This is a genomic window from Vibrio sp. YT-19(2023), from assembly GCF_033337395.1.
Genome location: NZ_JAWOQN010000004.1, coordinates 139626 through 166164 on the forward strand (window position 1 = coordinate 139626; position 26539 = coordinate 166164).

A 26539-nucleotide genomic window follows, 5' to 3' on the forward strand; every position below is an offset into this window, starting at 1 on the left:
GATTAGGCCTCTTGTTGTGTCAGTGGGACTTCATGGGCTGCAACGTCTTTGCGCGCCAAATAGAATAGGGTATGGATGTACGCAACCAGCAATGCAGCATAAATGGCTAAGTACATAATGAGCGAAGTCATCACGCTACTGCTCGCAACCGTGGTGACGGCTTCGGATGTTCGCAATACACCGCTGACCAACCAAGGTTGTCGACCAATCTCAGTAACATACCAACCCGCCAGTGTGGCTATCCAACCAGAGAACGTCATGGCTAATACCGTGTACAGGTAAGGTTTAGGTAGCGCTTTTTTACGTGCTAGCTTCACCGCGCCATACCAGCTAACAAGCAACATAAGGACACCAACACCAACCATCACGCGGAAACCAAAGAACAAGGGCTTCACTGGCGGGTGGTCAGGTGCAAACTCGTTAAGTCCTTGGATTTCCCCATCTAAGTCATGCGTAAGAATCAAACTCGCCAGCTTTGGGATGCCCACTTCAAAATCATTGCTGCAAGTTTCTTCATTTGGCATCGCAAACAGAAGAAGAGGCGCGCCTTGCTCGGTCTCCCACACGCCTTCCATCGCTGCGATTTTTGCAGGTTGATGTTCAAGCGTGTTTAACCCGTGAAGGTCACCGACAAAGATTTGAATTGGGATGAATCCAGCCGCCGCGAACAGCGCGACTTTTAGGCCAAGTTTGGCTGAGCGGTGATCTGGCTTTTTCATTATTTGATAAGCTGAGATACCCGCAATCAAGAAGCTGGCAGTCAGCGCCGATGCTAATAGCGTGTGCAGAAGACGGTAAGGTAAAGAAGGATTGAAAATAACTTCCTTCCAACTGGTTACATGTACAATTCCGTCAATCACTTCATAGCCACTTGGTGTGTGCATCCAGCTGTTAAGCACTAGAATCCAAAACGCGGACATACTTGTCCCAACAGCAACCAGAACGGTGGCGAGAGTATGAACCCATTCCGGCACTCGTCCTCGTCCAAAAAGCATCACGCCAAGGAAGGTGGCTTCCATAAAGAAGGCGGTCATCACTTCGTATCCGAGCAATGGTCCTGCTACGTTACCGACTCGTTCCATAAAGCCTGGCCAGTTGGTACCAAACTGGAAACTCATCGTAATGCCGGATACCACACCTAAGGCGAAAGTAAGAGCGAATATCTTGACCCAGAAGTAATAAACATCGAGCCATACGGGGGCTTGGGTGCGGTTATATCGCCACTTGAAAAACACCAACATCCATGCCAACGCGATGGTGATGGTCGGGAAGAGAATGTGAAAGCTGATATTGGCCGCGAACTGGATCCGCGACAGCATGAGGGTATCTAACATCTTGGTTCCTCAAAAACGTGCCATACTAAAAATCGTGTCTATCTGTAATTTAGTTACGAAAAGTCGGGCAGTTTGGATTCATGTATTGAGAAATACAGGTGATTCTGTTTTCTTCTAACCATGATTTATATCAACTAAGGGAAAGAAAGGAGTGTAGGAAATTGTCTCAAAATGCCACTAATAGTCGCGAGAAGTGAGTAAAAGAAAGCAAATGTAACTGAAGGAGCATGGATTAAGATTAGTTCGAATTATCCTTATGATGGTTTCGATAATCCTGAAATAAAATTACAAAAACAATATTTTTAGTAAGGAAAATTGCCTTGCCTTCACTTTGAACCTCCATACTATTTATACACTAGTCATGTCGAGAACATCTCAAACACAGCAAACTTACTGGCAGTTAAGGTGGGAAACTTTAGCTAATTGATAAACTTAAAATTGCACTGCTAATGACATATGCATCATAAGTTCGTTAGCACTCGACCAGAAGTGCGATAGGCTACATTTTTATACTAGCGAACGATTTGGCGCTAGGTAATTCGGCTTTCACTAGATCAACAAGTCGACTGCGGACCATTTTCGAGTCCTGATGAGTTTCAATCCAAACTGACACTTACTTTTCAGCAAGTGTGCTAGTGTCTTTCTTATTATTTATTAAATAATTAATAGATGCCGATATGGTAAAGAGAGTTGTGGACAGCTATCTCGAGCAGTAGACTGGCGCTAGCCAGAGAGTCTGACTTTGAGGGGGGCATTCTACATGAATTTTGGATTCTGCCACCGCAAAGCTGATATTGAATTTGATGGAGATGGATAATGAATGACAGTTGGGCTAATTTCTTTCCTTACTTTGCTGGAGCTTTTAAGCTTATTGTATTAGGGATAGGAGCCTACTTAGCCATTAAATGGCATTTTGACGAAGAGCGAAGGGTAAGAGAAGCGGAAGGTGTGGTGTTTGATAACCCAAGTCTCATGAAAAAGTTTGCGAAGACGCTAACTCTGCCATTCCTTTTGTGTCTTCTAGTTCTTCTTGTTATATATGCTACCAACTGGTTCCTGTATTGACGGCTTTATTGTTTGTTGTAGTAAAGCTGAATGCTGCCGCCTCTGAGAGTCGAGCCGTAGTTGAAGTTAACGCCTATGCCGAAATTGTCCAACCAATCAAAGGGCTTTGGTGCATAAAATAGCCATCCTATAGAAGCTTCGTAGTAATGCGGACTTCCAAGTTCGTCGCTTAAATCATGCGAAAGGTCGACTCTTTTAATCCCAGTAAATAAAGCTTGCTCACCGTGATAAATATTGTAGTAACCGGTGATTTCATTAGATAGGTACCAACCTTTAGGGTTGCCTATATTGCCGTTATTTGCGCTTCCCCAGCTGTGCCCAATGAATGAATTCAATGTCGAACTGGCATGCCATTTCCCCCAACTTGTGGGAGACGTGTATTTGGCTTTAATGGATGGTTGAACTAATGCCGCCCATGCTGAAACGTTAACGGCACGGCCGTCTAGGATTCTTCCAATGATGGAGGAAAGTTTATTATCGGTAGAGAATGAGTTTTCATAACGCACAAGGTGAGTCGTCGTTCTGGTGCTAAGGGTGACGTTTTCACTTGCTTTGTATAGATACCCATAACCAATCGATGCACCGTATGTCCTTTCCTTGAGAAGATCCTTACTTGTGCCGAATAGTTTGAGATCATTCTCTGTTTGTATCGTAAATGCCTTAAACGACAGCTCATGTAAGTCCTCGCTGCCCTCTATGTCAAAGTTAGTCGTGTAAGGGAGAACATATACGGATTTGCTTCGACGTTCATTGATTGACTCGTCAGTCCCGAACTCTGGGTTGGCGGTATCAAATAATGCATTCGGATCAAAGTCGCCAATACCAAACGCAATTGCGTCAGTATCGGACAGCAACACCGCGATAGAAAAACGTTGTTGAAGAAGGTTGCTAATTTCCTTATCTAGTGGATCCGCATGAGCAGTATGAGGTAGAGAGAGTAGGAGAGCGAGCGAAACGACTCGCCACTCCACTGAGGCGAAGTTGGGTTGGAACATTTTGGCTCTTTTAAATGGTTCATGCATGGAGTTTTCGGACGTATCGGTACGCTAACATTAGTTTAATCGTTGAATGGTCTGTGTAACTTTGAGAAATCTATGTTTTCTCATATTGATATGAAAAAGTTCCTTAAACGAGTTTAGCTTCAATGTGTATGCTGCACCAGATTTGTTTAGCAACATCATTCTTTTCTGAAGATGTAGCAAGACTTTGTGGCTAGGTTGCATTATTTTCTTGAATGCGTCTCTTGAAAGCAAAATAGCAAACTTTTTTATTGCCTTGGCGCTCAAGAAAATCTGAATCGTTCACTGTGCTACTGGTTAACTTCGAAAACTTGTAAGCATCCTGTCTGCCAACATCACGACTAATATCCTCACGGAGTAACCCTAAATACGTCAGATAAACAATGGTTTTTTGAGCTTTAGAAGAAATTTTCGGACCTTTGCATATTACGCGGTCGTGCTCAATCCAAAAACTGTATTTTGTATGTGTTCTCAGTAAATCATTGATTCGATCTATTCTTCAAAATGTGGTCCCTTTTAATTCACTTTCTGTTACATATTTTTCGTTTTGAAAGAGCATTTTAATTTGCATCTTTTGAAAAGATCTCTTTGTTAAATTTTGTATAAAATCAACTAATTGTTGAAATTAGAACCCTTGTCAAAAAGTCATTAGATTTCATGTTGAATAGCCTCTTTTACCTAATGGTATACTCTATTTGTTTGATATAATTTCCGGCAGTTTGTATACCATAAATAAAGAGAGTCTATTCATGTTCCAGAACTTAACGATCAAGCAGAAGATAGTGATTCCGCTGTCATTGATTATTGGATTGTTTATTGTGAGCTCTTTATGAAACGTTATGACAAGTTGGAAGCAATCTGAATTGAGTGAGACACTCAACGAACAGATCGTGCCGAACTTATTAACGATTGAGGATGCTTATCGCGATCTTTACCAAGCAACATCTGCAATCCAAGGTGTTGCACTTTCTGATACTCAAAACGATATTGATCATCACATCGGTGAATACAAAGACAACGCCTACAAAGCGCTGCCACGTATGGAACAAATGATTGAGCTATCACAAGCCGGTGTGATGCCTTCTACACATGGTAATGAAGTTCGAACGCTTGTCTCTTTGGGTGAAAAATGGTTAGTAAGTTATGAAGCGATGCTACGTTTACCTCAATCTCAATGGCGTGGTTACTATAATGAGCACAAACATACCTTTGAAGACCAATTTATCGAGGTTAGAGCGCAGCTTAACGTTGTAAAAGATGCAATAGAAGAAAAGCAAAGCCAATTGAAGGACGAAATATCAGCGGCTGCAACAAGAGCAGAACTCATTCTTGAGGCTGGCATTGTGATTGTTATTTTTGCCGCTATCGCGATGGCTTTTTTGTTGTTACAAACGGTTGTGAAGCCTATCAATGATATTAAAAATGCGATGACAGAAATTGCGTCCGGTGAAGGTGATCTAAGTCAGCGAATCGATGTAAAAACACAAGACGAAATTGGCAATTTAGCAGACGCATTTAACCAGTTTGTGTCCAAAATTCAAATGACAGTCGCTCAGGTAATTGAAAGCTCAAATACCTTACGTAACGAAATGGCAAATCTTAGCTCGTTGACCACGACCATCGCGAACTCGACCGTTTCTCAGCAAAAAGATAGCGAGGCGGTAGCGGCGGCAGTGCATGAAATGCAAGTCACCAGCAGAAATGTAAGCGATAGCGCTAACGAAGCTGCGGTTGCGAGCCAAACAGCGAATGATGAACTTACCAATACCAATGTTATTTTGGATCAAACGGTTAGCTCAATTCGTAGCCTCGCAAGTGAAATCGAAAGCGCAAGCCACGTCATTAACACATTGGATCATGATGTGAGTAACATTGCGTCCGTACTGGATGTAATTCGTGGTATTGCCGAGCAAACAAACTTATTAGCGCTTAACGCAGCCATTGAAGCGGCTCGCGCTGGAGAGCAAGGGCGAGGCTTTGCTGTGGTAGCGGACGAGGTTCGTTCTTTAGCCAGTCGTACGCAACAGAGTACGGGAGAAATCCAAACCATGATTGAAAAGCTACAATCTGGTGCAGGACAAGCTGTAGAAGTGATGCGCGGTAGCCAAAATAGCAGTGATGAAACGATCAAGTCCGCTGGCCGAGCGAGTGAATCCCTTTCTGAAATCTTGAACGCGATTTCACGTATGAACGAGATGAATACACACATTGCAACGGCTGCGAGCCAGCAAAGTACAGTAAGTGACGAAGTAAATAGCAACGTACAAGGCATTGCAGACAGTAGCACTTCAATTGTGGAAATCGTAAACCAAGCGCAAGCTTCTTTAGCCATGTTGTCAGAGCAAACTCAACGTTTAGATCATCAGGTCAGTCAGTTCAAAGTATAAGCTTGAGAACAGCAATCTCACTGACGAAATAACCCGCTTCTTAGCGGGTTATTTTTTAGATAAGTGGCGAACCTGACTTGTGAAATTTCGACTATATTTACATTCCTTTCTCACTTTAGTTCGTATACCAGAGTGGGCAAATAACCCTAGACAGCGGTAACAAACTCTGTACAGCGTGATGATGCTTTTATCATCACTTTTGCTGCTTTTTAACCATTGCAATTGCACACAGGAAAATGTGATTTCCAACCCAAAATCTTCAAATTTGAGAACTTCATAACACCTTTACCATAAACGTTTTTCGTAAGCGTATAGAACTGTAAATTTTGTTGTATGTACAACACTGGGTATTTATCATCCTAATTAATTTGTTCTGGATATACATCCTTTAGTCATTATTAAGTCATTCTAGAAGCTTTTAATAAGGAATCTTGAAGGCTTGTCGGTAGATAAGAGAGAAAAATTCATGAGACGTAAAACCACGCTATCTCTGCTGATTGCGTCGAGCCTTTTTGTGGTTGGATGTCAACCTAGCGAAGAAGGATCGAGCCAAGGTGGTGGTCCTGCGCCCGCAACCGAAGTAGAAGTGTTAACAGTGCAGCCAACGCGCCAAGCATTGACAGTAGAGTTGCCGGGTCGTAGCCGAGCATTCAAAGAAGCGGAAGTTCGTCCGCAAGTCACTGGCATTATTTCGGAGCGAAATTTTGTTGAAGGTGGCCTTGTTGAACGAGGGCAGTCGCTATATCAAATTGATGATTCATCATTTCAGGCGGATTTGCTGAGCGCTGAAGCGGAATTAATCCGTGCGCAAGCTGCGGCAGAGTCGACCTATGCCACGGTGAAGCGTTACAGAACCTTGATCACCAAAAAATCCATCAGCCAACAAGACTTGGATGAAGCAGAAGCGGCATACAAAGAAGCGAAAGCGCAGGTCCTAGTCGCAAAAGCCAAGATCAACACAGCAAAAATCAACTTAGATTATACGCAAGTCAAAGCTCCGATTAGCGGGGTGATCGGTAAATCGAGTGTGACAGCGGGTGCGTTGGTTACGGCTAACCAAGCTGCCAAATTAGCGACCATTCAGCAGCTTGACCCTATCAATGTTGATATTGTGCAATCATCCGCGCAACTGCTGCGTTTGAAAGCATCACTCTCCCAAGGCCATATGCAAGAAGATGACTCTGCGCAAGTTACATTGATGCTTGAAGATGGCAGCACTTACGAACACAAAGGCACAATGAAATTTACTGAGGTCAATGTGAACGAAAGTACGGGCAGCGTGACGCTTCGTGCCGAATTCCCAAACCCTGACGGTTTGTTGCTACCTGGAATGTTTGTTCGTGCGACGGTCATTACTGGTGTCGACCCTGATGCGATTCTAATACCACAAAATACGGTATCTCGTGATGCGACAGGTAAAGCGACAGTGATGACGGTTAATGGCGAGAACAAAGTGGAAGCGAAACCAGTGAAGACTGCTGAAGCGATCAATAGCCAATGGCGCATTATTGATGGTTTGAACGCGGGTGATAAAGTCATTACCGCCGGTTTACAAAAGGTAGGGCCAGGCAGTTCGGTAACTATCCAAAACGGTGAACAGGAGTAATCATGGCACGATTTTTTATCGATCGTCCGGTATTTGCTTGGGTTCTCGCGATTCTAACGATGTTGGCGGGGGTAATGTCATTATTCAATTTACCCGTCTCGCAATACCCAACGATTTCACCGACGACGATCACCATCAGTGCTCGCTATCCAGGTGCATCAGCAAAAACCGTTGAAGACTCGGTAACGCAAGTTATCGAGCAAAACATGACGGGATTAGATTACCTTCGCTACCTATCATCGAGCAGTGATGCATTTGGTAATGCGACAATTACCCTGACGTTTGATAGCGAAGCTGATCCTGATATCGCGCAAGTACAGGTGCAGAACAAACTGCAATTGGCATTGACTTCATTGCCGATGGAGGTACAAAACCAAGGTATTGTCGTCAATAAATCCAATACGGCATTTCTCATGGTTGTCGCAGTTTATTCTGAAGATCCTGACTTTACAGAAAACGATATCGGCGACTTTGTTGTAACGAATATTCAAGACCCGATAAGTCGTGTAACTGGCGTAGGACAAGTGCAGGCGTTTGGTGCGCAGTATGCGATGCGAGTTTGGCTGGATCCATTTAAGCTTACGCAGTTCAACTTGACCGCAATCGATGTAGCGAACGCGATCAGTGAACAGAACGCGCAAGTTTCTTCAGGTCAACTGGGTGCGGCACCTGCGCAGGAAGGTCAGTTGTTGAATGCTACGATTTCTTCTGCAAGTCGTTTGAGCAGTGTAGAAGAGTTCCAAGACATCATTCTTAAGTCCGACGCCAGTGGTTCGAATGTTTATTTGAAAGATGTAGCTCGCGTTGAGCGTGGTGCAGAAAGTTATGATATTCGAGGCCAATATAATGGCTTCCCAGCGTCGGGGTTAGGTATTTCATTAGGTACTGGCGCAAACGCGCTTGAGACAGCCAATGCGGTAAAAGAGCGCTTAGAACAACTGAGTGCAACGTTCCCAGAAGGGTTGCAGATTGCGTACCCATTTGAAACAACGCCATTCGTCAAAGCCTCGATTCAAGAAGTGGCTAAAACGCTATTAGAAGCTATTCTTCTTGTGTTCTTAATCATGTACCTGTTCTTGCAGAACTTCCGTGCGACGATCATTCCAACGATCGCAGTGCCTGTCGTATTGCTCGGAACCTTCGCTATTTTGTACGCGACTGGATTTAGCGTAAACACGTTAACCATGTTCGCGATGGTTCTGGCTATCGGTTTGCTGGTGGATGATGCCATCGTTGTGGTGGAAAACGTCGAGCGTGTGATGCATGAAGATGGGTTGGAGCCCAAAGAAGCGACCAAAAAATCGATGGGGCAGATCACTGGTGCCCTGATTGGTGTGGGGTTGACGCTTTCAGCGGTATTCGTCCCTATGGCGTTTATGTCTGGTTCTACCGGGGTTATTTACCGTCAGTTTTCAATAACTATTGTGGCGGCTATGACGCTTTCCGTTTTGGTTGCGATAATTCTGACTCCAGCATTATGTGCAACATTACTGAAAAAAGGCGATGCTGAGCTTCTAGAAAAGAAAGGCTTCTTTGGCTGGTTTAACCGCAAGTTTGATGCGATGACAGCTGGCTATGAAACCGGTGTTGCTAAACTTTTAAAACGCACAGGTCGCATGTTGGTTGTATTTTTGGCAATGAGTGCAGGTGCTGGCTGGTTATTTATGAACCTTCCAACGTCATTTTTGCCAGATGAAGACCAAGGCACAGTATTCTCAATGGCTATTTTGCCGCCTAACTCAACACAAGAGCAGACGGAAAAAACACTTGAGAAAATGCGTGACTTTTATCTAGTAGACGAAAAAGACAATGTAAAATCTGTCTTCTCCGTTGCTGGATTTAGTTTCGCAGGCCAAGGCCAAAATATGGGTATGGCATTTATCGGCCTGAAAGATTGGTCTGAGCGTGAAGCGCCAGGCGCCGATGCCGCTTCCATTACGGGCCGAGCGATGGGGTACTTCTCTACTATTAAAGAAGCTTTGGTGTTTGCGTTCGCCCCTCCAGCGATTCAAGAGCTAGGTAACTCGACAGGTTTCGATTTCTATCTCCAAGACTCGTCGAATAAAGGGCACGATGCATTAGTTGCGGCTCAAGGGCAACTTCTGGGCATGGCAGCACAAAACCCGAAACTTGTTGGTGTTCGTCCAAACGGTCAGGCAGATGCGCCAATGTACAAAGTGAACATTGACCACGTCAAACTTCGTGCTTTGGATGTCAGTATCAATGACGTAAACCAAATCCTGTCAGCTGCATGGGGCGGGGCTTACATTAACGATTATATTGACCGCGGTCGTGTGAAGAAAGTGATGGTGCAAAGTGATGCGGAATACCGCATGCAGCCAAAAGACTTCGATTCATGGTACGTACGCAACGCTAAAGGAGAGATGGTGCCTTTCTCTGCTTTTGCGAGTGGCGAGTGGACCTATGGGTCTCCTCTTTTGCAGCGCTTTGATGGTTTGCCAGCAATGAATATTCAAGGCGGTGCAGCTCCTGGTGTAAGTACTGGTGAAGCCATGGAAGAAATTGAAGCAATGGTAGAAAAGCTACCGGAAGGCTTCACGGTGAACTGGAATGGTATTTCGTATGAAGAGCGCCTTTCCGGAAACCAAGCGCCGATGCTATATGCGCTATCTATCCTCGTCGTATTCTTAGTTCTTGCCGCTTTGTATGAAAGTTGGTCAGTACCTTTCGCCGTGGTGTTAGTTGTTCCTCTTGGTGTGCTTGGTGCTGTGCTTGCGGTAATGACGCGCAGTATGGATAACGATGTGTTCTTCCAGGTGAGCTTATTAACGACGGTCGGCTTGGCAACCAAAAACGCCATTCTGATTGTTGAGTTTGCAAAGGACTACTATGAGAAAGGCGCTGGGCTTATCGAAGCAACCTTACATGCTGTTCGCGTTCGTCTGCGCCCAATTATCATGACATCGCTTGCTTTTGGTTTGGGTGTGGTACCACTAGCTATTAGTTCAGGTGTGGGATCAGCAGGTCAAAACGCAGTGGGTACCGGCGTACTTGGTGGCATGATCAGTGCCACGATATTGGGTATATTCTTCGTCCCAATCTTCTTTGTAGTGGTTGAGCGATTGTTTGATCGACGTGCGAGAAAAGAGTCGGAGGCAGAGTTGTCTGAGACCAGCACTAAACCCACTCAGCAAAGCGAGTAGGACTTGGTTGTTTTAACTGAGTTATACTAGTGATAATAAACACGATTAAAGGGCGCTTCGGCGCTCTTTATTTTATGTTTTCACTTGGTGGTTACCGTCTATGACGCGAGCCTGAAAGACGGCGTGTTGTGTGCAGTATCAGCACAGCCTTTTCGACCGAATGGAAGCCTAAAGAAGAAAAACGACGATGAAAGATCAGAAAGTTTCCCCAATTTCCGTTTTGGATCAAAGCCCTATGTTTGTTTGTGGTGTGATGCAGCGCATGTACCGCAATCGTGCCCAAGCTGAGCTCTCTCGGCAAAATTTGATGACACTAGAAATGGCAAGTGCACTGGCCGCTTTAGAAGAATTTCAGCCTATGAGCCAGCAAGCGTTAGCTGATGCGGTTCGAACTGAGCGAAGTGTAGCAAAGCGGATGGTGGACAATCTGGAAAAGAGAGGGTTTGTTCAAGTTTCTAAAAGTAAATCGAATCAGCGCCTTAAAATGCTAAGCATGACAAAAGAGGGGGCAAATGCTTTAAAGCAAGTTCATCAAATCATGACGAATTTACAGAAAGAGTTTTTTTCTTGTTTGTCGGAATCTGAAGCGACTGAATTTTTTCGTCTGGTAAGAAAGCTCACTTTTGCGAATCACGACCAGTAACTTACATCAATGCCGTCTAGCGTCTTTATTTTATCGCTGGCCAATTATATTAAGTTGTAGAACTTAAGAAATAGGATGCCCAACGTACAGGTCACGGTAGAAAGCACCGTAGTGAGTGCGATGATATTTGCAGCTAACGTGGCATTGCCTCCCATGGAGCGCGCCATGACATAGCTGGCAGCAGCGACTGGAGAGGCGTTCATAAAGAAAAGAATACCTAGCTCAATTCCTCGAAATCCTACTAAGTAAGCTCCCATGGTGATGATGACTGGCGCTACGATGAGCTTGTAACTGCTCGCAAACCAAGATGGACCTTTCTCTTTTCTCATCAAGCTAAAGTCAAGTGAGCCACCCGTACACAACAGCGCCAAAGGCAATGTCATTTTGGACAAGTAGTCTCCTGCGTCAATAACCACATTCGGTACTGGAATAGCGAGTAAATAAAAAGCCATTCCTAGAACAATGGAGATTATGAGTGGATTCCTAGTCAGTGTTCGGCCCATCATCTTTGCTGCTTGCGAGGCAGACGTTGCTCCTTTGGGAGATAAGCAAATTACCGCTTGGACGTTATAAATAAATGTGGTGACCGCGACATAGAGAGCCGCTAACGCCACACCTTGAGAACCATACGCATTGGCAACGTAAGCGATACCAATAATACCTGTATTTGCTCGGAACCCACCTTGGATGAGAACGCCTTGGTCAGGCGATGCTTTGAATAGAAGTTTGACGGAAAGATAGGTGAAAATGAAAAACGAAATACTAGCGATGACGCCGAAATTGACGAATCCACTTGCCGCGGAAAAGTCGTGTTCTGAAGCCACAATGCTGACAAATAACATTGCAGGCAAGGTAACTTGAAACACCAGTTTAGAGCCTACTTCGATAAAATTATCGTTGATTAGACCAAAGCGCTTAAAAAGAACGCCAAGTACCAACATCAAACAGATAGGTCCGGTTATCGACAAAGAGAATTGCAACTGATGTAAAACAGCTTCCATGTAAGTATCCGCAGCAAAAGAAAAAAGTGTTCCTGTTGCCTATTAAGCCACAAACCCGGAGGGTAGGACAGTAACGTGATGAAATTTTCTTCTGTTGTAGGTTCCGGAGTCATTTACACTCCAAGTTATGGACGAGGTCCCAATTTAACAAAGCGGTACTGGTCCTGCGTGCGATATGTTGATTAACTCGTTGTCGTGATGCATCCACATGCGTATTAGATGTGAGGGCTGGTCATCGTAGTTATGGATAGGAGTTCATCAATGAAAAGGAAACACAACAAAACTGTACTGTGTGCGTTTGTCTCTGGTTCGGTATTTGGTGCGGTTTTGGTCATTGCGATGTCTTTACCAATGTAATCCTCTTAATTGGCTGTTGGAACACTCACTCTAATTCAGTACAAAACAGATTGAGTTCTGCGGTATGTGCTGTTAGTTTAAAAAACATGAAAATACACGTTCGCCCTTCATTAACAACCTTCTCTTGGTGGCGCTCTAAATAGAGCGGCGCGGAATACTTACATTCTTAAGCTGCTGGATGGTAGCTAAGAGTGTTTGATCTTTTTATCTCCAGTAGCGATCTATTAATTACTTGGAGACAAATATGAATACCCATAAAAATACATCTCAGCGTGAAATTATACTTACCGGAGATCGAGCAACAGGTCCATTACACCTCGGGCACTATATTGGTTCATTGCAACAACGAGTCAAATTGCAAACGGAGCACGAGCAAACGATCTTGGTTGCGGACATGCAAGGGCTGACGGATAACGCGCATAACCCATCAAAGGTATCCTCTAATATTCTCAATGTCGTTGCAGATTATTTGGCTGTTGGTATCAACCCCGCTCAAACTACGATCACGTTGCAGTCTCAAATTCCAGCGTTAGCCGAGTTGACAATGTATTACAGTAATCTTGTTTCTATCGCACGATTAGAGCGAAACCCCACGGTTAAAAATGAGATTCAAAGTAAAGGCTTTGAACGCTCTATTCCCGCAGGCTTTTTAACGTATCCAATTTCTCAAGCTGCTGATATTACGGGGTTTCATGCGACGCTAGTACCAGTGGGTGATGACCAGCTGCCGATGTTAGAGCAAACTAATGAAATCGTGAGAAAAATAAACCACCTGGGTGGAAAAGAGGTTCTTAGGGAATGCCGTCCATTACTTAGTGATGCACCTCGTTTGCCGAGTACTGATGGCAAAAATAAGATGTCTAAAAGCATGGGGAATGCAATCAACCTAGGGACGTCTGAAAAGGAGATTTCTGCGGCGGTGAAATCTATGTATACCGATCCCAATCATCTGAAAATTGAGGACCCTGGCCAAGTCGAAGGGAATATTGTATTCATCTACCTCGATGCTTTTCATCCTGATAAAAATCATGTCGAACAGCTAAAAGACCATTATCGACGAGGTGGGTTAGGTGATGGTTTGACCAAGAAAGTGTTAGAAGAATGCTTACAAGAGATGCTTCGCCCTATTCGAGAAAAGCGCGCTATGTATTTGAATAATAAAGCGCAGCTGATTGATATTTTAAAACAAGGTAGTGAGCGTTCTCGCGAGAAAACCGAAAAAGTGCTATTTGATGTGAAAGATGTATTTGGTTTAAATTTGTTCTGAATTAAAAGTAGAGAGTTGAACATAAGGCACGACGACTGGTTAGCAACGTGCCTTTTTAAGTTCCCAGTCAGTCAAAGCGCATTGTTAAGAAGAAAAAAATTCACGACGAAAATCCGCGACTTCTTGTTGGTAATAGCTTTGCCATTCCGGTTCTGACAAATGTGAATGGCTAGAGGCTCTTTGCGTTCTTAGCTTGGACTCAAGTTGTTGTAATGCTTGTTGGTAATCTTTGACTTGTTTTTTTTGCTCTGTAATTTGCTGCTGACGAGCATGAATGTTTTTACTTTCTTCTTTCGTTAAGTAAGTTCGTTCTAGCTCTGCGATGATCGCCAAGCGATCTGGTAGGCTCATACTATTAGGAATCAGGGTGACCGCACGCTCATATTTTTCCTGGTTGCTTGTTAGCCCGATAGCATCTGCATGTTCTTGCCAGTCAATGGTGAGTTGCTCGAAAGCTCGCAAAAAGTTATCTGGGCTTTGAGTGTCCAGCTTTTGGGCTTCTAAATTGAAATCGTACAGCGCGAACTCATCCGCGAAAACAACATCAGCCAATTCTCCCCAGATGCTCCTTGCTTCGTTCTTCAGCTGTGCAATACGCGACGCCAGTGATTGTTGCTCATCAAATAACAAATTTCCTACACTCTCTTGCCATTGGCTGCTGAGCTGAGGGTAGTTCGCCAAAAGCTGGAATCGAGCTGAAGATAAATGCGCCTCAAACAAGGCGACCTGCTCTTCACAACTACGGTTCAACATACACTCTTGCCAAAACGTCTCAAGTTCGGCGACAAGTTTCCTGCCTTTGAGTTGAGTTAATCGCTCAGTCGTTATTTGAACTGTGGAAGGGAGCTTAGCGGTTTGTGGTGAAGTATCTGTATCGGGCACGATGCTGCTTGTTTGTGGTGATGTACTGGAGACATTCTGATTTTTTGTCTTAGGGGAAGGAGAGGAAGCGAGCTCTTCTTTTTGAACATCGTGACTGAAAGTTAAAAATATCATGCCCGCCATAATGGCGGACATGATTATCAAAGCGATTTTCTTCATGGCTTGATTGTTGCGCTTACTGGGAAATGGTCAGAAAGGTTGTAGTGTTTCCATAAACTCTCTGCGGTTGTGCGCGGTACGTCTACACGGTTGTCATTGAATGATTTCACCCCGTATTCACTACTCACCATAACATAGTCAAGGTATTCCACGTTTTCGCCACCTGATAACGCTTCACCTGCGAAGTTATTGATACGGGGATCAAAGGTTGACTCCGTGTAACCAGAGTAGTGAGGCTCTATGGCACTTAAGTTAGCGATCATTTGTTGGTAGTCACCAGGAAACTTTCTTTTGTTTACGTTAAAGTCGCCGCTGTATACCACAGTTTCGCTTGAAGGAATGTTAAGAGATTGGGCGAGTGTGCGGATTTGTTTGAACTGGCGCTGACGATACTCACGGGCGGTGTCTGTATCGAAAGATGCGGTATGGGTAGCAAACACATGATAAGCCTGACCACCTTTAATTATTTCCGCATAATTTACGCCTTTATCGGCAAAGCAGTCTGTACCAGAGCAATCGGGAAAGACATATTGCGCTTCATTCACGATAGGGTAGCGACTAACTATGATTACGCCACCATCATGAATATTAACGCCTTCTTTATCTAACATCTTTGTTTGGTAAGGATATTCCTTGGCTAACTCACGTAAGAATGCTTCACGGCCGCTGGCAAACACCTCTTGCAGTGCCAAAACATCGTAACCTTTTACATGTTGAGGAATCAGTTCGTAACGATCTCCAATGTGCGATGCAATAGCCGTCAACGCCCAGATGTTATAAGTCATCAACTTAAGGTTTTGTTCTTCGTTGTCGACAGATTCCGCTACCTTGCTTGGCGTGATGGTGTAGTAAAGATCATCATATCGAGCGGTACTGTCTGACTTAAATGCCAGTTCGGTTTCTCTCGCACCAAAAGCGTTAGTGTTGGCACGATGAATGTTACGATCATCTTTGAGAGATAACTCGACATCGGCTGCGGACAAGCCGTATTCAATGGTCGAATTGTACCAATGGCCTTCCATTATTTGATTGAGTGTTATGCTTTCACCTTCGGGGCTAGAAACCACAGTTTCAAAACGGTAAGTTTGATTTGATTTCACGCCCTCCCAGCGGTTGAAGCTTAATACAGATTTAGTTTCCCACGGACCAAGTACCTGCACATGTTGTTGCCACTCTTCTCCGTATTGAAGCAAATCACTGCCTTCATGTTTTACTTGAATAGTTAACGGTTGATCAGAGTTATTCGTTAGGTAAACGTCGGTATCTGCAATGCTGGGTAACGCTATCAAGCTACTTACTAAAAGGCTCCACTGCGAAAATTTCATCTTATTTTTCCATCATTTGAACTAGAGCAATCATTCTTGTTTATAAATGTTACTTGCACGTTAAATATGGATGACATCTAAGTCAGTGCTGAAAATTGTTATCAGAATGTGATCTTTATTCAATGGTGAGGGTGGAGGTATTGAGTGTGTTGCCGTTGAAGCGGTGGAAAATAATACCAACAGTCAACGAATTGCATTCACTGCAATCAAGCTGTCATCTTTGCTCTATAAGTTGTGCGGCGTCATTCATCTAGCCATATGGCTAGAACTCAAATTGATAGATGGAGCACCATGGCTAGAGCAGTAAATCCAACCGATGAAACCATCATTAAATTGTTACAAGAGCAAGGTCTGATTAGAAGTGAAGCAGAAGCGCGTTTAAAGAAAGAGGTGTACCGCTTGCAGCCTAATGAGATAGCAAAAGTAAAAAATTATGCCCAGCATTTTGGGATAAACGCGAAAGAAAAGCTCATCGATGAGATCTTGGATCTGCGCCGAGAAGCGCTCATGAAAAGATGTAGACACAATACGGAGCATACGAGCCTATCTCTAAAATAGCATGTGATAAAACTATCAATTACTGGTCAAGATTTGATCTCTCAAGCCGATGTATATAAGAGCGTTCAATGATATCGAGCGCAAAAACAGTGTGTTTTAGAGGTTAAGCTTTCACTTAAGTGAGAGGTTTGGAAAGGCTGCGGGGAGAAAGTGCCTGCGTATTAAAGACTTAAGTGTCGTAAAGAAAATATCGGTTAGTTATTTAACCGTTTTTGCCGTGTTTGGTTTAGTGTCAGTAATGTTGGTGCAAGGTTTGTTAACACTGAATAAAGACATCTCAGTGTTAACAGATAAAAGTTTACCTTCTGTTGCGATTTTGAAAGGTATCCAAGTTGATATTACTAAAGTGCGTAAAGATGAGTTCTCTTTATTGCCAAACGCAAATCACCCCAAAATTGGTGAGTGGTTAAAAGGCCTCGACCAATGGCGTTCTGATGTGCAGGCTGGTATTGCAGAATACGAAAAGCTCGACCTTAATAAGCGTGAAACGCAGTCTTTTAGCGTTTTTAAAGAAACTTGGAATCAATACATCAAAGAAACGAAGACTTACAACGCACTGCTAAGCCAAGGTGATGCTGAAAGTGCAAATGATGTGATTTTATCGAGTTTCGATACCTACTCAAAAGCGTTGAGCAGCTTGGATGATACCCTCGCGTTGAACGATGAGTTGGTGAATTTGATTGGTGAAGAAGTACAAAGTGAAGCGGCATTTACACAATACAGCGCTGCTGTTGGTGCGCTCGTCGTCGCATTGGTCATGGTAATGTCTGCCATGTTGCTTTCTCGAGTCATTTGCGGGCCTGTTGATCGAGCACTGGAATTCGCTTCCAAAATCGCCAAGGGTCAATTGAATAATCAAATCGACGAAAGCGAATTGAGCAAAGACGAGTTAGGAATGCTGCTCAAAGAGCTTGTCGGTATGCAAACAAACTTACATTCGTTGGTTTCTGAGATTAATGACTCAACGATTCAGCTAACGGCAGCAGTAGAGGAAGTGAGTGCTATTTCTTCTCAGACCGCCTCTGGTATGCAAAATCAACAAATTGAACTTAGCTCGGTGGCTTCTGCGATGACAGAAATGCAAGCTGCTGTAAGTGAAGTGGCACAAAATACCGAAGTTGGCGCAACCTCTGCTTATTCGGCTGCGGAAGTGGCAAAGCAAGGAACGGCGACGTTAAAACAAACTATCGCAGTAATTGAGCGTGTATCACATACGATCCAAGAGTCAGATGAACTGGCACGTGAGCTTGAATCGAGCTCAAACAATATCAATGTGGTCGTCGATGTGATCCGCGGGATTGCGGAGCAAACAAACTTGTTAGCACTGAACGCCGCAATTGAAGCCGCTCGGGCAGGTGAACAAGGACGTGGGTTTGCTGTTGTGGCAGATGAGGTTCGTTCTCTGGCGCAACGCACTCAAGACTCCACTTCACAAATTGTGGAAATTGTTAATCAACTACAAGAGAGCAGCAGTAAAATAGGGCATTCAAGCCGTGATTGTCAGGAGGGTATTTCTCAGTGTGTTGAGCAAGTTAATGACGCTGATAGCCAGATAAAAGAAATTGAACATTCTGTCGATAACATAGCGCAAATGAGCACACAAATCGCAACGGCGTGCAGTGAGCAGAATTCTGTATCCGAAGAGCTGAATCGCAGTGTGGAGCATATTAATAGTGCTTCAACAGAGATGGCTGAGGGAGCTTCACAAACGGCTGTGGCTTGTCAGCAGATCAGTAGCCTAGCGCACAACTTGAAAACTCGAATGGGTTCATTCCAGCTCTAGTTGTTGTGTTTCAGCTTTATTCCTAACCTCATTGCTACAATAAATAAGCCGGACGGAGTGTCCGGCTTATTTATTCTCTGTCTATATAAGTTCAGAGTATGCTCAACCTTGGGAGAATATGCTCGCTAGGCTGGAATACCACTGTGAAACTTAAAATCTGTATCTGGCGTAGAAATTAAATCTGCCTCGATACGTCCAAAGTAGGCGATGCGCTCGCTGATATCTTTGCCTGCGATTTGCTCCGCTAATACAAGATAATCCTGGTAATGGCGTGCTTCTGAACGTAATAAAGAAATGTAGAACTTTGCGATATCGTCATCCATATGTGGTGCTAGTTTGGCAAAACGCTCACAAGATCGGGCTTCGATGTACGCACCAATGATGAGTTTATCGATCAGCGTTTCCGGCTCATGAGTCTTCATATGCGAAATCAGTCCTTTAGCATAGCGACTTGCTGGAATATTTTTATACTCAATTCCACGACTTTCCATGATCTCTAAAACTTGATAAAAGTGGTGTAACTCCTCTTTTATCAAAAGCACCATTTTATCGATCAAATCTTGGCTGTATGGTGAGTCGGACTTAGCCATGATTGCCTTGGAAATATTGCTCTTGCCTTTTAAAGTTTCCAATGAGCCTACGTTACGGTAAGCAAAATCTTCGTAGGGCTTAAACCAGTCAAGTAGAGCATGTGAACTGGATTGGTCAACGGCATACTTACGAATTAAAAACATGGCAGATTGGCCAGCTTTTAGTTCATCAAAAGCTGAGGTGTGCATATTGATGTAAAAGTGATATAAATGATTGATTTATATCACTTAAAAGTTTTTTAAGAAATTATGAGAAGTTTGGTGCGCCAGAGTGGAATCTAAACTCTGAATCGTTAGAAGTAATTAACTCAGCTTCAACATTAGCGAAGTGTTCAATGCGCTCTGAAATATCTTTATTAGCAATTTGCTCTGCTAGTTCTAAGTAGTCTTGATAGTGCCTTGCTTCAGAGCGTAACAACGAGATGTAGAACTTTTGAATTGGTTCTTCAAGGAATGGGGCAAGTTTAGCAAAACGTTCACAAGATCGAGCTTCGATGAATGCACCAATAATTAGCTTGTCGATAAGAGCTGCTGGTTCAAAAGTGCGGATATGTTTAATCATCCCTTTTGCGTATCGACTGGCAGTAATAGGGCGGTATTCCAGTCCTTGCTTTTCAATGATTTCTAGAACTTGATAGAAGTGATGTAGCTCTTCTTTAATCAGTAGAACCATTTTATCGATCATATCCTGTCCGTAAGGGCAATTATCTTTTGGTTTGATAGATTTAGATATACTACTTTTTCCTTTAAGTGTTTCGAGGCTACCGATCCCTTTGTAAGCAAAGTGCTCATATGGCTCAACTAGCTGAGTAATAAGCTCTTTACCTTCATCGGTTAATACATAGCGTTTAAGAAGAAAAACAGCACTCTGAGAGGCTTTCAATTCGCATAGTAAATGATCCCGCAAAATCACGGATAGGTTTTCAGGTTTGCGAGCCTCTTCAATCCAAGAGTTTGGGGTAGGGCATTTCAAAAATGAATTGATTGGTTCTAACAGTTCTTGATACATCTTTCTTATTTTGTTGATACGAGCATTTAGCGTGATCTTATCATGTAAATTGGTCGTGCTGGGCTACTTAGATTTAAAAATGGTGTTAACCCCCAAAGTGAGCAAACGTCAAATTGAGTAAAAGTTGAGCGTGAGAAAAATCCCTCAACTACGGTGTTTTTGCGTTTTGAAAATATTATAGTGCTCGGAAAAATAACGATTTTTTAGCTTAAATTGAGGGTTTCGGAAAATAAATTAAATTATTTTTTATACGCCTAGCCCTTACTCTGCAAGGTCTTTACACCATTTTTCTTTAAAAATCAATTAAAATGCAAAAATAATTGTTGACTTTTTCTATTGACTTTTGTAGAATTGGCAGTATCAGAAATTAAGAAGGTATTGTTTTTATGTTTAGAGCGTCAACTTAAACGCTCATAATATCTGGTTATTCTGCGTTAAAGCTTCTATATGCTTTTCTGCAAGTAGCCGCCAAAAGACGAAGATCGAACCATTGCGTGTTCGGACTTCAAACTGCAAACACTTAGGTTTGCTTAAAAATGATTAACGTTAAAAAAACAGGAGTTGAACGTTTAACTGAAATAATTTGCTGATTTAACACTAGATCGCTCTCGTGTTTTCCATTAGGGAGGAAGCGTGAGATATCAAATCGAACTCATAGAGATTGGTTTGATCCGTTGTGAGAAACCACAAGGGGATCGCTAGTAGTCGTAGTGCTGACTTTTGTCAGGATGTTTATTGGCTACAAGACACATAGGACGAAAGTGCTGTTGTGATGTATCGCAAATATTTTGTTAATACGCTCATTGTTGTCTAACTGTTTCATTTTTAATTTGGTGGCTAATTTGGAGGAAAGACTATGTCATTATTTACACTTACACATCTCAACTTATACGCCTACTCGTTCGTGTCTATCACTTACGAGGGATTTCCGTACCTGCAATTCCATCAACACTATTCCTATTTGATGCGCTTTCCCTAGCGTATGTCCCTGAGTTCGTCCGAACTTAGTTATAAACAAAAATAGATAAATCAAAGCGTTAAAGAAGTACACCTACTGGGTGGGGGTTCTTACACCCCGAAGAAAGTTAATAAATAAAAAAGAGGAAAACATTATGACTTATAAAACTTACGAAACTCAATTAGACATGGCAATGAACCATTCAAAATCAAGAAGAACCTTGAGAAAGCACTTTGGCAAGAAATCAATTAGTTACGATGATTTTACTCGTTTAATGGCAAGAGGTGGGGAGTTTATAGATGCTGAAATGAGTGATCTACTGGGAAGGGAGAAACTGTGGGTTGATAGTGGTGAACCGACAATTTTCATCGAAAATAAGGACTTAGCTCAACAGCTTTATTTAGCTTCATTTGATGTCCAAGACTTCAATGTCGAGCCTCCATTCAAGACCTTTGCTATGTCTTTTCCGAAAAATACGGAAATTGAGGGGGTTAAGATGCACACGGCTTTGGTCAGCGTGATGACGGTTGCGGAGCATTTAAAGGCTAACCGAGATGTTTTAGGTATACCGCAGACTTTGGGCTGTGAACTAGAAATGAGTGATGATCTAGTCGTTTGTGCCAGTGCTAATGATGGTGTTCATCTAATGCGTGGACACTCATATCTAAATACTTATGAAAATCCAACAGTCAAGCATTCGGAAAGTGATGAGATTGATATGTTACTAAAAATTGCACTGTCGTTATGCGTTTATCACTCAGCGACCGAAGGCAAGAAGCTTGAAGCGGGCTACCCAAAATCGTGGGTTAAAAAGTCAAAAAAACGACAAGGAACAAATGGTCAAGGAATGGTGCTTCGAGGTATGGGGTGCGGTTCAAAACCGTCAAAAGAGAAAAATGCTGGACGAAAAATCACGCTTAAAGTCCCGTTCTTCCGCAACTTACGTGCAGAGAGATATTACCAAGGAGAGCATAAAAATAAGCCTATTGGTAGTCGTTGGGTGTTCGTTAAGGGGATCGATCTGAATAACAGTCAACATTCGCTGTTAGCTTAAAAAATCACATTAAATCAAACAAATATTAGAGGAGATGCTTATGTGTAAAGAAAATAAAGTCATTCAATTTGACGAAGAAATGGACATTGACCGTAGTCCGAATTGCTGCTGGCGATGCGAAAGCTCGGATTCGAGTGTCGAGGAGACGGATGTCGATTTTGACACTGTAGCCGTTCATTTTGCTTGCAACGATTGTTCAAGCACTTGGGAAGTCAGATATGACGCAACAACACTGTTTATTGCAACACAATAATTTTAACAAAACACAGGAGAATAATTATGAATATTATTGATACAACAAGAAAATACGCTAATAAAAACAAAGAGTTTAATGAAAGCTGTGGCTTGATTGCCGCTTCAATGCGCTTCTTTTTAGACATTGAAATGAGTCCGTTTTTGCAGAACGAGATGAAACTGATGGAGCAACTGTTCAGCTTTAGAGGATCGGTTAGTCTTGATCAGGTTCTGCAAGCTGTCGATGAGTGTGCTTTTGTGGTGAATATGCTCGAAAGAAATATAGATGCGGTTTCGCAGACCGATGATGCCGATATAGTCATCCAGTTCACGATGTTGCTCAGAATGCTAAAGGCTTCAATTGCGTCAATTGAGTTGGTCTTAGGGTCGGAAAACATCAAGTAAAAGCTTTAATCGTTAACTACGACAAGAGTAAAAATGATGAGTAGTCATTTGAAAGAAGGGGAACTTAACGCAACAGGGATGTGCATAACAATTAGGTGATTTTATGAATATACACGAACAAACTTTTCAGCATTTTCAACAACTCTATCAAGCGGCAGAGCCGATCAATGATGTCGATGATTTCTTTGCTGAGATTTTTATGGATTTTATCGAACTACTAGAGCCTTACGTCAGCGAAGGGACTGATTTGGAATTATTGATTAAGCATATGGCAGAGATTGACTTTGAAATGCAGCAAGCCTTCATATCTTGTTTATTGTCCTTGGGTGTGGAGCTTAATGATGAGGAGGATGCACAATGTTAATGACAGAAGTGATGATGAAAAACCGAGCAATCACCAAGGCGATAGAACTTTGGTCTACCAACGAGATTTATGAAAAATGGCAGATTGAGGAACGTATTGAGTCTAATGATTTAGACTTGATAGAAAAAGCAGTAAGAGATTTAGTTGTGTCGAACCAAATCAATGTACTACTGGCATTCCCCAATTACACAAGGTTATGTGTGATAGAAACGCTTGATTGGTATGATCAGCTTTCGATGGATAATGTCTATTACATTGAGCAACAGCTTCACCTTGCAAGAGATGACTATCAAATAGACGATTCTGACTTTGAGGTGATGATGAGAAGGGTGAAACGACACTAAACCGAAACTTGTATGCAAATAAGCCCGTGAAGGGCTTTTTGCTTTTTAAGGCACTTGTTTTTACAGCGATAGACGGGTCGAAGCACGAAGTTTTTGCTCTGGGCTTGTTTCTGCTGCTGGGACGGGATCAAAATCAATTTCGTTAAATAACGACTGCTTTACGTCCAATTCAGCGACTTTCTTTTCTAATTCACTTGCGGCTGGTCCGTAGATCTTCACGGCTTTTTCTTGGCTGAATACCTCAATGCCTTTGCTTATATGGTTAAAACCGACAATCTCTTGGTTTCGCAAAGGGATCATAGTGCCGTAAGTATCGGCTTGGTCATTCAAAAAATCACGTAATTCTTGACGGTATTTAGGCACAAAATCAACAGTTTGGTCTAACTGGTTAGGGATGCGGTAATCTGGCTGATTTTCAAGTTTTAATTTATGCTCTGCTACTTTATCAGAGATGTATTTTTGTGCTTCTTTTGCCTGCTTACAGACACTCAATAACACTTTTTTCTTATCAGAGAAATTGCTTGCCCACCCTTCGATGTATCTGGCGTGTGCATTAAATGTCTCTAGTCCCTGCTCTAGACACAAAAACATAGTGCTAGTCTCAGCGATTAATTCTTCTTTCGAGTAGCCCAAAGTGCCAAAAGCGTTGCTCATATCTCGACCTAGAGCTTTTGAAGTAGAATGAGATAATTCGTGAAGAGCTAAAGCCAAAAATGCTTTATCAGATGAGCATTTTTTACGCAGTGGCAATACTATAATGTGTTCCTTGGGCGAATAATAAGCACGGTCCTCGTTTTTCTCAATCACAGGAACGCCCATTGCGTCAATGATCATCAATGCTTGTTGCACAAAACGTTCATCCTTCATTTCTTGACTCATTTCCTGCTTCTCTAGCTCTTCTTGCTTTGCAAAATAGGGACGCTCATCAATGAATGATTGAGGTAGAAGGTGTTTGATTTTTTCGAGTGGAAAGACTTTGTAAGGCTTTAAACCTTTACGATGTTGATAGCCGTTGTCTCGCATTTCTTTGAAGCTCATACCGTGCGTTTCACGCTCGAACTGACTCTTACCTATTGCTTTACCGTCTTTTTTGAAGCTTTCGAGGTATTTCACTACAACAGAGTCTAATTTTAATCCTTTCAATGGTTTATCGGGTTCAAACGTATCGGATTTTGGTGGTAATTGGTCTTTGTGCTGTTTCAGTAGGTCAGCGGCTTGCTTGAATGTTGCGTAAATCGGTACTTTTGTTGCTTGTTCTTGTTGATCTTGAAGCAGCATTATAATGTTAATACCAGCATATTGATCATTATAAAAATTGACTGGTAACGCATTGAGCGAAGAGCGGTAAAAGCTCACATCAACATCACTGTCAGAGCTTGGCTTTTCGCCCTTGGGCTTTGAAAAATAATCAAATAACCTGTCCAGTATCAGATCTTGTTGGCTCTTTTTTTCGATAGTGTGAGCCGCACTCGGTCTTGTTTTTCTCATAAGTAACTCCTTGTTTCTATGGGGTTACTTATGTCGTATCACGCCTCTGCATTTTTGAAAGTTTCAACCGCTTGAGCGACTGTTTATTCCTGAAAAATAAAGGGTTTTATTTTTGATTTGCTGATAATTTCTGGTGTTAAAACTACCATTTCGTCAGTAGTTTTTGACTTATCACACAAGCTCAACGCACCATTTACAGTGCGACACGCAACGGTGTTTTCGTCAGATACAGCCAAAACCCAAGCTTCGTCTAACTCATCAAGATCTAAATCCAATACCTTTTCTACGTCAGCGGTAGCACTCTGCTTCGTTACTCTCTTATGTTTAAATGTTGTACAACATACTACATTCGTAAGGGGGTCATTATCAGCCTCAAAAACAGCCGAATTAGCGGCAGTTTTTGTTTCGTGAGCCTCTGGCTCACTCTCTTGAATATTTTGTTTCTGAGTGGGTTTTGAGCGTTGTTTTGCTGCTTTGGCTTCGTCTTCACGCATCTTAGCCACAAAACCGTCATCGACATTTTTGATGTTAAACCTAGAAAATGGTTTTGGAATACCAGGCAACTGACACAGCTCTTTTTCATACTCAAGAACGTGCTTTTCTTTCAGCTTTTCAAAAGAAACGGACAGTTTTTTGTTTAAATCGCCTTTAATGCCTAAAATGTTAGAAATGTAGCTCTTTGTGAAAAATGGAGCGTTTAACCCTCTAAGGGATTGAACTATCAGGAAAATAGGGATTTGATTTTTCCTTTTGATTGCGACAAAGTCGCTTTTCTGGATGAATGTAAGTGAATGCTCACGCTCATTCATATAGTCGATAAACTCATCGTGAAGCTCAAATCGCAAAGTATTATCGAAGCGGTTGATGAATAGCCATTCAAAGATAGTGACTGGTTCATCATTAACAAAAAACTCTACTTTCTTGAATCGCTCGATGAAGTTTTCAATCTTTTCAATTAATTGGCTGAGAGTAAAATTACCCTTTAGTTTTAACTGCTTAAAGATTTTTGAGCCTTTGTCCAAGCTTAAAATCACGCACTCGTCATTTTCGTCATTGCTAGAGTTGAGATAGTAGTTATGGTGTTCAACAAGCAACATACTGAAAAGTAGGATCTCCACAAATGTGTCGCAGTAAAGTTCATCTAGATCATAACGCTGCTGTGATAGGTTATGAGTGATCACATCAATGTTTTGTTCAGCGTTATTTCTGAAAAAACCGACCTGAAGAAGTTCTGTTGGTAGGGCTAATGTTTGGTTAGAAAGAAAATCATAGTGGGATAATGGTCTAGTGCTCATTGAGTTACTCCTTGGTTAATTTAAACAAGAAGTCTTGACTCAATGGTTATCCGTGATACGTTGAAATTATGAACTGCTGCAATGCACCTATTGTATTGAATAAGAACCAAGTTGACGCTTGGTTTTTTCTTGTTTTGTCCTTATGTTTTATCGCAGATCGAGAAAACTTCAAGAGCTGAACAGCAAAAAAATCCAGAAATATTATTCTGCTTTTTGAGCCATTGTGTAATCGAATTACACCGTTTCTA

General features: G+C 42.4%; 20 protein-coding genes and 2 pseudogenes. 13 read left to right on the forward strand and 9 right to left on the reverse strand.

Features of this window, described 5'->3' with window-relative positions:
* Positions 1 to 2 precede the first annotated feature (2 nt).
* Positions 3 to 1334, reverse strand: coding sequence for a cytochrome ubiquinol oxidase subunit I (locus R7E78_RS04815; protein ID WP_318057697.1), 1332 nt, complete (start codon positions 1332 to 1334; stop codon positions 3 to 5).
* An 816-nt stretch (positions 1335 to 2150) separates the two neighbouring features.
* On the opposite strand from R7E78_RS04815, the gene R7E78_RS04820 reads away from it, so the two are divergent.
* Positions 2151 to 2399: a hypothetical protein gene (locus tag R7E78_RS04820; protein WP_005378271.1), complete on the forward strand. Its 249-nt coding sequence runs from the start codon at positions 2151 to 2153 to the stop codon at positions 2397 to 2399.
* Positions 2400 to 2404: 5 nt separating this feature from the next.
* Here R7E78_RS04820 and R7E78_RS04825 read toward each other — a convergent pair whose 3' ends face one another.
* The gene (locus tag R7E78_RS04825; protein WP_318057698.1) at positions 2405 to 3394 is read right to left on the reverse strand and encodes a Solitary outer membrane autotransporter beta-barrel domain; all 990 of its coding nucleotides are present in this window, start codon (positions 3392 to 3394) and stop codon (positions 2405 to 2407) included.
* 773 nt (positions 3395 to 4167) lie between these two features.
* Here R7E78_RS04825 and R7E78_RS04830 point away from each other — a divergent pair.
* The 4 genes and pseudogenes from R7E78_RS04830 (at position 4168) to R7E78_RS04845 (ending at position 11218) form a co-directional block, all read left to right on the forward strand.
* A pseudogene (locus tag R7E78_RS04830) lies at positions 4168 to 5805 on the forward strand (methyl-accepting chemotaxis protein).
* A gap of 466 nt (positions 5806 to 6271) precedes the next feature.
* Complete coding sequence (locus R7E78_RS04835; RefSeq protein WP_005388411.1) at positions 6272 to 7411, forward strand: efflux RND transporter periplasmic adaptor subunit; 1140 nt, start codon at positions 6272 to 6274, stop codon at positions 7409 to 7411.
* A gap of 2 nt (positions 7412 to 7413) precedes the next feature.
* Positions 7414 to 10575, forward strand: coding sequence for an efflux RND transporter permease subunit (locus R7E78_RS04840; protein WP_318057699.1), 3162 nt, complete (start codon positions 7414 to 7416; stop codon positions 10573 to 10575).
* Between the two features lie 187 nt (positions 10576 to 10762).
* Positions 10763 to 11218: a MarR family winged helix-turn-helix transcriptional regulator gene (locus tag R7E78_RS04845; RefSeq protein ID WP_017820057.1), complete on the forward strand. Its 456-nt coding sequence runs from the start codon at positions 10763 to 10765 to the stop codon at positions 11216 to 11218.
* A gap of 44 nt (positions 11219 to 11262) precedes the next feature.
* On the opposite strand, the gene R7E78_RS04850 is transcribed toward R7E78_RS04845, so the two are convergent.
* Entirely contained in the window at positions 11263 to 12219 is a 957-nt protein-coding gene (locus R7E78_RS04850) for an AEC family transporter (RefSeq protein WP_005388415.1), read from the reverse strand.
* Between the two features lie 601 nt (positions 12220 to 12820).
* On the opposite strand from R7E78_RS04850, the gene trpS reads away from it, so the two are divergent.
* The gene (gene trpS, locus R7E78_RS04855) at positions 12821 to 13843 is read left to right on the forward strand and encodes a tryptophan--tRNA ligase (protein ID WP_318057701.1); all 1023 of its coding nucleotides are present in this window, start codon (positions 12821 to 12823) and stop codon (positions 13841 to 13843) included.
* An 84-nt stretch (positions 13844 to 13927) separates the two neighbouring features.
* Here trpS and R7E78_RS04860 read toward each other — a convergent pair whose 3' ends face one another.
* Both R7E78_RS04860 and R7E78_RS04865 read right to left on the reverse strand, forming a co-directional pair.
* A complete protein-coding gene (locus R7E78_RS04860; protein ID WP_206969721.1) occupies positions 13928 to 14884 on the reverse strand; it encodes an ATP-dependent dsDNA exonuclease in 957 nt (318 codons plus the stop codon).
* Positions 14881 to 16209 carry a sphingomyelin phosphodiesterase gene (locus tag R7E78_RS04865; RefSeq protein WP_042522087.1) on the reverse strand — a complete coding sequence of 443 codons (1329 nt, stop codon included), beginning with the start codon at positions 16207 to 16209 and terminating at the stop codon, positions 14881 to 14883. The genes R7E78_RS04860 and R7E78_RS04865 overlap by 4 nt, the downstream gene beginning before the upstream one ends.
* A gap of 291 nt (positions 16210 to 16500) precedes the next feature.
* On the opposite strand from R7E78_RS04865, the gene R7E78_RS04870 reads away from it, so the two are divergent.
* Positions 16501 to 16767, forward strand: a complete 267-nt coding sequence (locus R7E78_RS04870) for a hypothetical protein (protein ID WP_005388970.1) — start codon at positions 16501 to 16503, stop codon at positions 16765 to 16767.
* 154 nt (positions 16768 to 16921) lie between these two features.
* Complete coding sequence (locus tag R7E78_RS04875; RefSeq protein ID WP_213901066.1) at positions 16922 to 18550, forward strand: methyl-accepting chemotaxis protein; 1629 nt, start codon at positions 16922 to 16924, stop codon at positions 18548 to 18550.
* A gap of 125 nt (positions 18551 to 18675) precedes the next feature.
* Here the strand turns inward: R7E78_RS04875 and miaE (R7E78_RS04880) are convergent.
* Positions 18676 to 19308, reverse strand: a pseudogene (gene miaE / locus R7E78_RS04880) (tRNA isopentenyl-2-thiomethyl-A-37 hydroxylase MiaE); the annotation flags it as partial.
* 79 nt (positions 19309 to 19387) lie between these two features.
* Complete coding sequence (gene miaE, locus R7E78_RS04885) at positions 19388 to 20149, reverse strand: tRNA isopentenyl-2-thiomethyl-A-37 hydroxylase MiaE (RefSeq protein ID WP_318057702.1); 762 nt, start codon at positions 20147 to 20149, stop codon at positions 19388 to 19390.
* A 1112-nt stretch (positions 20150 to 21261) separates the two neighbouring features.
* On the opposite strand from miaE (R7E78_RS04885), the gene R7E78_RS04890 reads away from it, so the two are divergent.
* From R7E78_RS04890 to R7E78_RS04910, 5 genes are all read left to right on the forward strand, one after another.
* On the forward strand, positions 21262 to 22161 hold the full coding sequence (locus R7E78_RS04890; RefSeq protein ID WP_318057703.1) for a hypothetical protein: 900 nt from the start codon (positions 21262 to 21264) through the stop codon (positions 22159 to 22161).
* A 40-nt stretch (positions 22162 to 22201) separates the two neighbouring features.
* Positions 22202 to 22414: a hypothetical protein gene (locus R7E78_RS04895; protein WP_318057704.1), complete on the forward strand. Its 213-nt coding sequence runs from the start codon at positions 22202 to 22204 to the stop codon at positions 22412 to 22414.
* 26 nt (positions 22415 to 22440) lie between these two features.
* Positions 22441 to 22800 carry a hypothetical protein gene (locus tag R7E78_RS04900; protein ID WP_318057705.1) on the forward strand — a complete coding sequence of 120 codons (360 nt, stop codon included), beginning with the start codon at positions 22441 to 22443 and terminating at the stop codon, positions 22798 to 22800.
* 103 nt (positions 22801 to 22903) lie between these two features.
* Positions 22904 to 23164 carry a hypothetical protein gene (locus R7E78_RS04905; protein WP_318057706.1) on the forward strand — a complete coding sequence of 87 codons (261 nt, stop codon included), beginning with the start codon at positions 22904 to 22906 and terminating at the stop codon, positions 23162 to 23164.
* Complete coding sequence (locus R7E78_RS04910; protein ID WP_263839981.1) at positions 23158 to 23508, forward strand: hypothetical protein; 351 nt, start codon at positions 23158 to 23160, stop codon at positions 23506 to 23508. Before R7E78_RS04905 ends, R7E78_RS04910 begins: the two co-directional genes overlap by 7 nt.
* Before the next feature lie 60 nt (positions 23509 to 23568).
* On the opposite strand, the gene R7E78_RS04915 is transcribed toward R7E78_RS04910, so the two are convergent.
* Both R7E78_RS04915 and R7E78_RS04920 read right to left on the reverse strand, forming a co-directional pair.
* Positions 23569 to 24996: a zincin-like metallopeptidase domain-containing protein gene (locus R7E78_RS04915; RefSeq protein WP_318057707.1), complete on the reverse strand. Its 1428-nt coding sequence runs from the start codon at positions 24994 to 24996 to the stop codon at positions 23569 to 23571.
* An 83-nt stretch (positions 24997 to 25079) separates the two neighbouring features.
* On the reverse strand, positions 25080 to 26291 hold the full coding sequence (locus tag R7E78_RS04920) for a hypothetical protein (RefSeq protein WP_318057708.1): 1212 nt from the start codon (positions 26289 to 26291) through the stop codon (positions 25080 to 25082).
* Positions 26292 to 26539: the final 248 nt, after the last annotated feature.

Bases quoted from the DNA above. Each gene is read 5' to 3' on its own strand.
- R7E78_RS04900 (WP_318057705.1), top strand. From the start codon at position 22,441: ATGAATATTATTGATACAACAAGAAAATACGCTAATAAAAACAAAGAG.
- R7E78_RS04815 (WP_318057697.1), bottom strand. From the start codon at position 1,334: ATGTTAGATACCCTCATGCTGTCGCGGATCCAGTTCGCGGCCAATATC.
- R7E78_RS04910 (WP_263839981.1), top strand. From the start codon at position 23,158: ATGTTAATGACAGAAGTGATGATGAAAAACCGAGCAATCACCAAGGCG.
- R7E78_RS04895 (WP_318057704.1), top strand. From the start codon at position 22,202: ATGTGTAAAGAAAATAAAGTCATTCAATTTGACGAAGAAATGGACATT.
- R7E78_RS04865 (WP_042522087.1), bottom strand. From the start codon at position 16,209: ATGAAATTTTCGCAGTGGAGCCTTTTAGTAAGTAGCTTGATAGCGTTA.
- R7E78_RS04890 (WP_318057703.1), top strand. From the start codon at position 21,262: ATGACTTATAAAACTTACGAAACTCAATTAGACATGGCAATGAACCAT.
- R7E78_RS04920 (WP_318057708.1), bottom strand. From the start codon at position 26,291: ATGAGCACTAGACCATTATCCCACTATGATTTTCTTTCTAACCAAACA.
- R7E78_RS04870 (WP_005388970.1), top strand. From the start codon at position 16,501: ATGGCTAGAGCAGTAAATCCAACCGATGAAACCATCATTAAATTGTTA.
- R7E78_RS04825 (WP_318057698.1), bottom strand. From the start codon at position 3,394: ATGTTCCAACCCAACTTCGCCTCAGTGGAGTGGCGAGTCGTTTCGCTC.
- R7E78_RS04915 (WP_318057707.1), bottom strand. From the start codon at position 24,996: ATGAGAAAAACAAGACCGAGTGCGGCTCACACTATCGAAAAAAAGAGC.
- R7E78_RS04850 (WP_005388415.1), bottom strand. From the start codon at position 12,219: ATGGAAGCTGTTTTACATCAGTTGCAATTCTCTTTGTCGATAACCGGA.
- trpS (WP_318057701.1), top strand. From the start codon at position 12,821: ATGAATACCCATAAAAATACATCTCAGCGTGAAATTATACTTACCGGA.
- R7E78_RS04860 (WP_206969721.1), bottom strand. From the start codon at position 14,884: ATGAAGAAAATCGCTTTGATAATCATGTCCGCCATTATGGCGGGCATG.
- R7E78_RS04905 (WP_318057706.1), top strand. From the start codon at position 22,904: ATGAATATACACGAACAAACTTTTCAGCATTTTCAACAACTCTATCAA.
- miaE (WP_318057702.1), bottom strand. From the start codon at position 20,149: ATGTATCAAGAACTGTTAGAACCAATCAATTCATTTTTGAAATGCCCT.
- R7E78_RS04835 (WP_005388411.1), top strand. From the start codon at position 6,272: ATGAGACGTAAAACCACGCTATCTCTGCTGATTGCGTCGAGCCTTTTT.
- R7E78_RS04845 (WP_017820057.1), top strand. From the start codon at position 10,763: ATGAAAGATCAGAAAGTTTCCCCAATTTCCGTTTTGGATCAAAGCCCT.
- R7E78_RS04840 (WP_318057699.1), top strand. From the start codon at position 7,414: ATGGCACGATTTTTTATCGATCGTCCGGTATTTGCTTGGGTTCTCGCG.
- R7E78_RS04820 (WP_005378271.1), top strand. From the start codon at position 2,151: ATGAATGACAGTTGGGCTAATTTCTTTCCTTACTTTGCTGGAGCTTTT.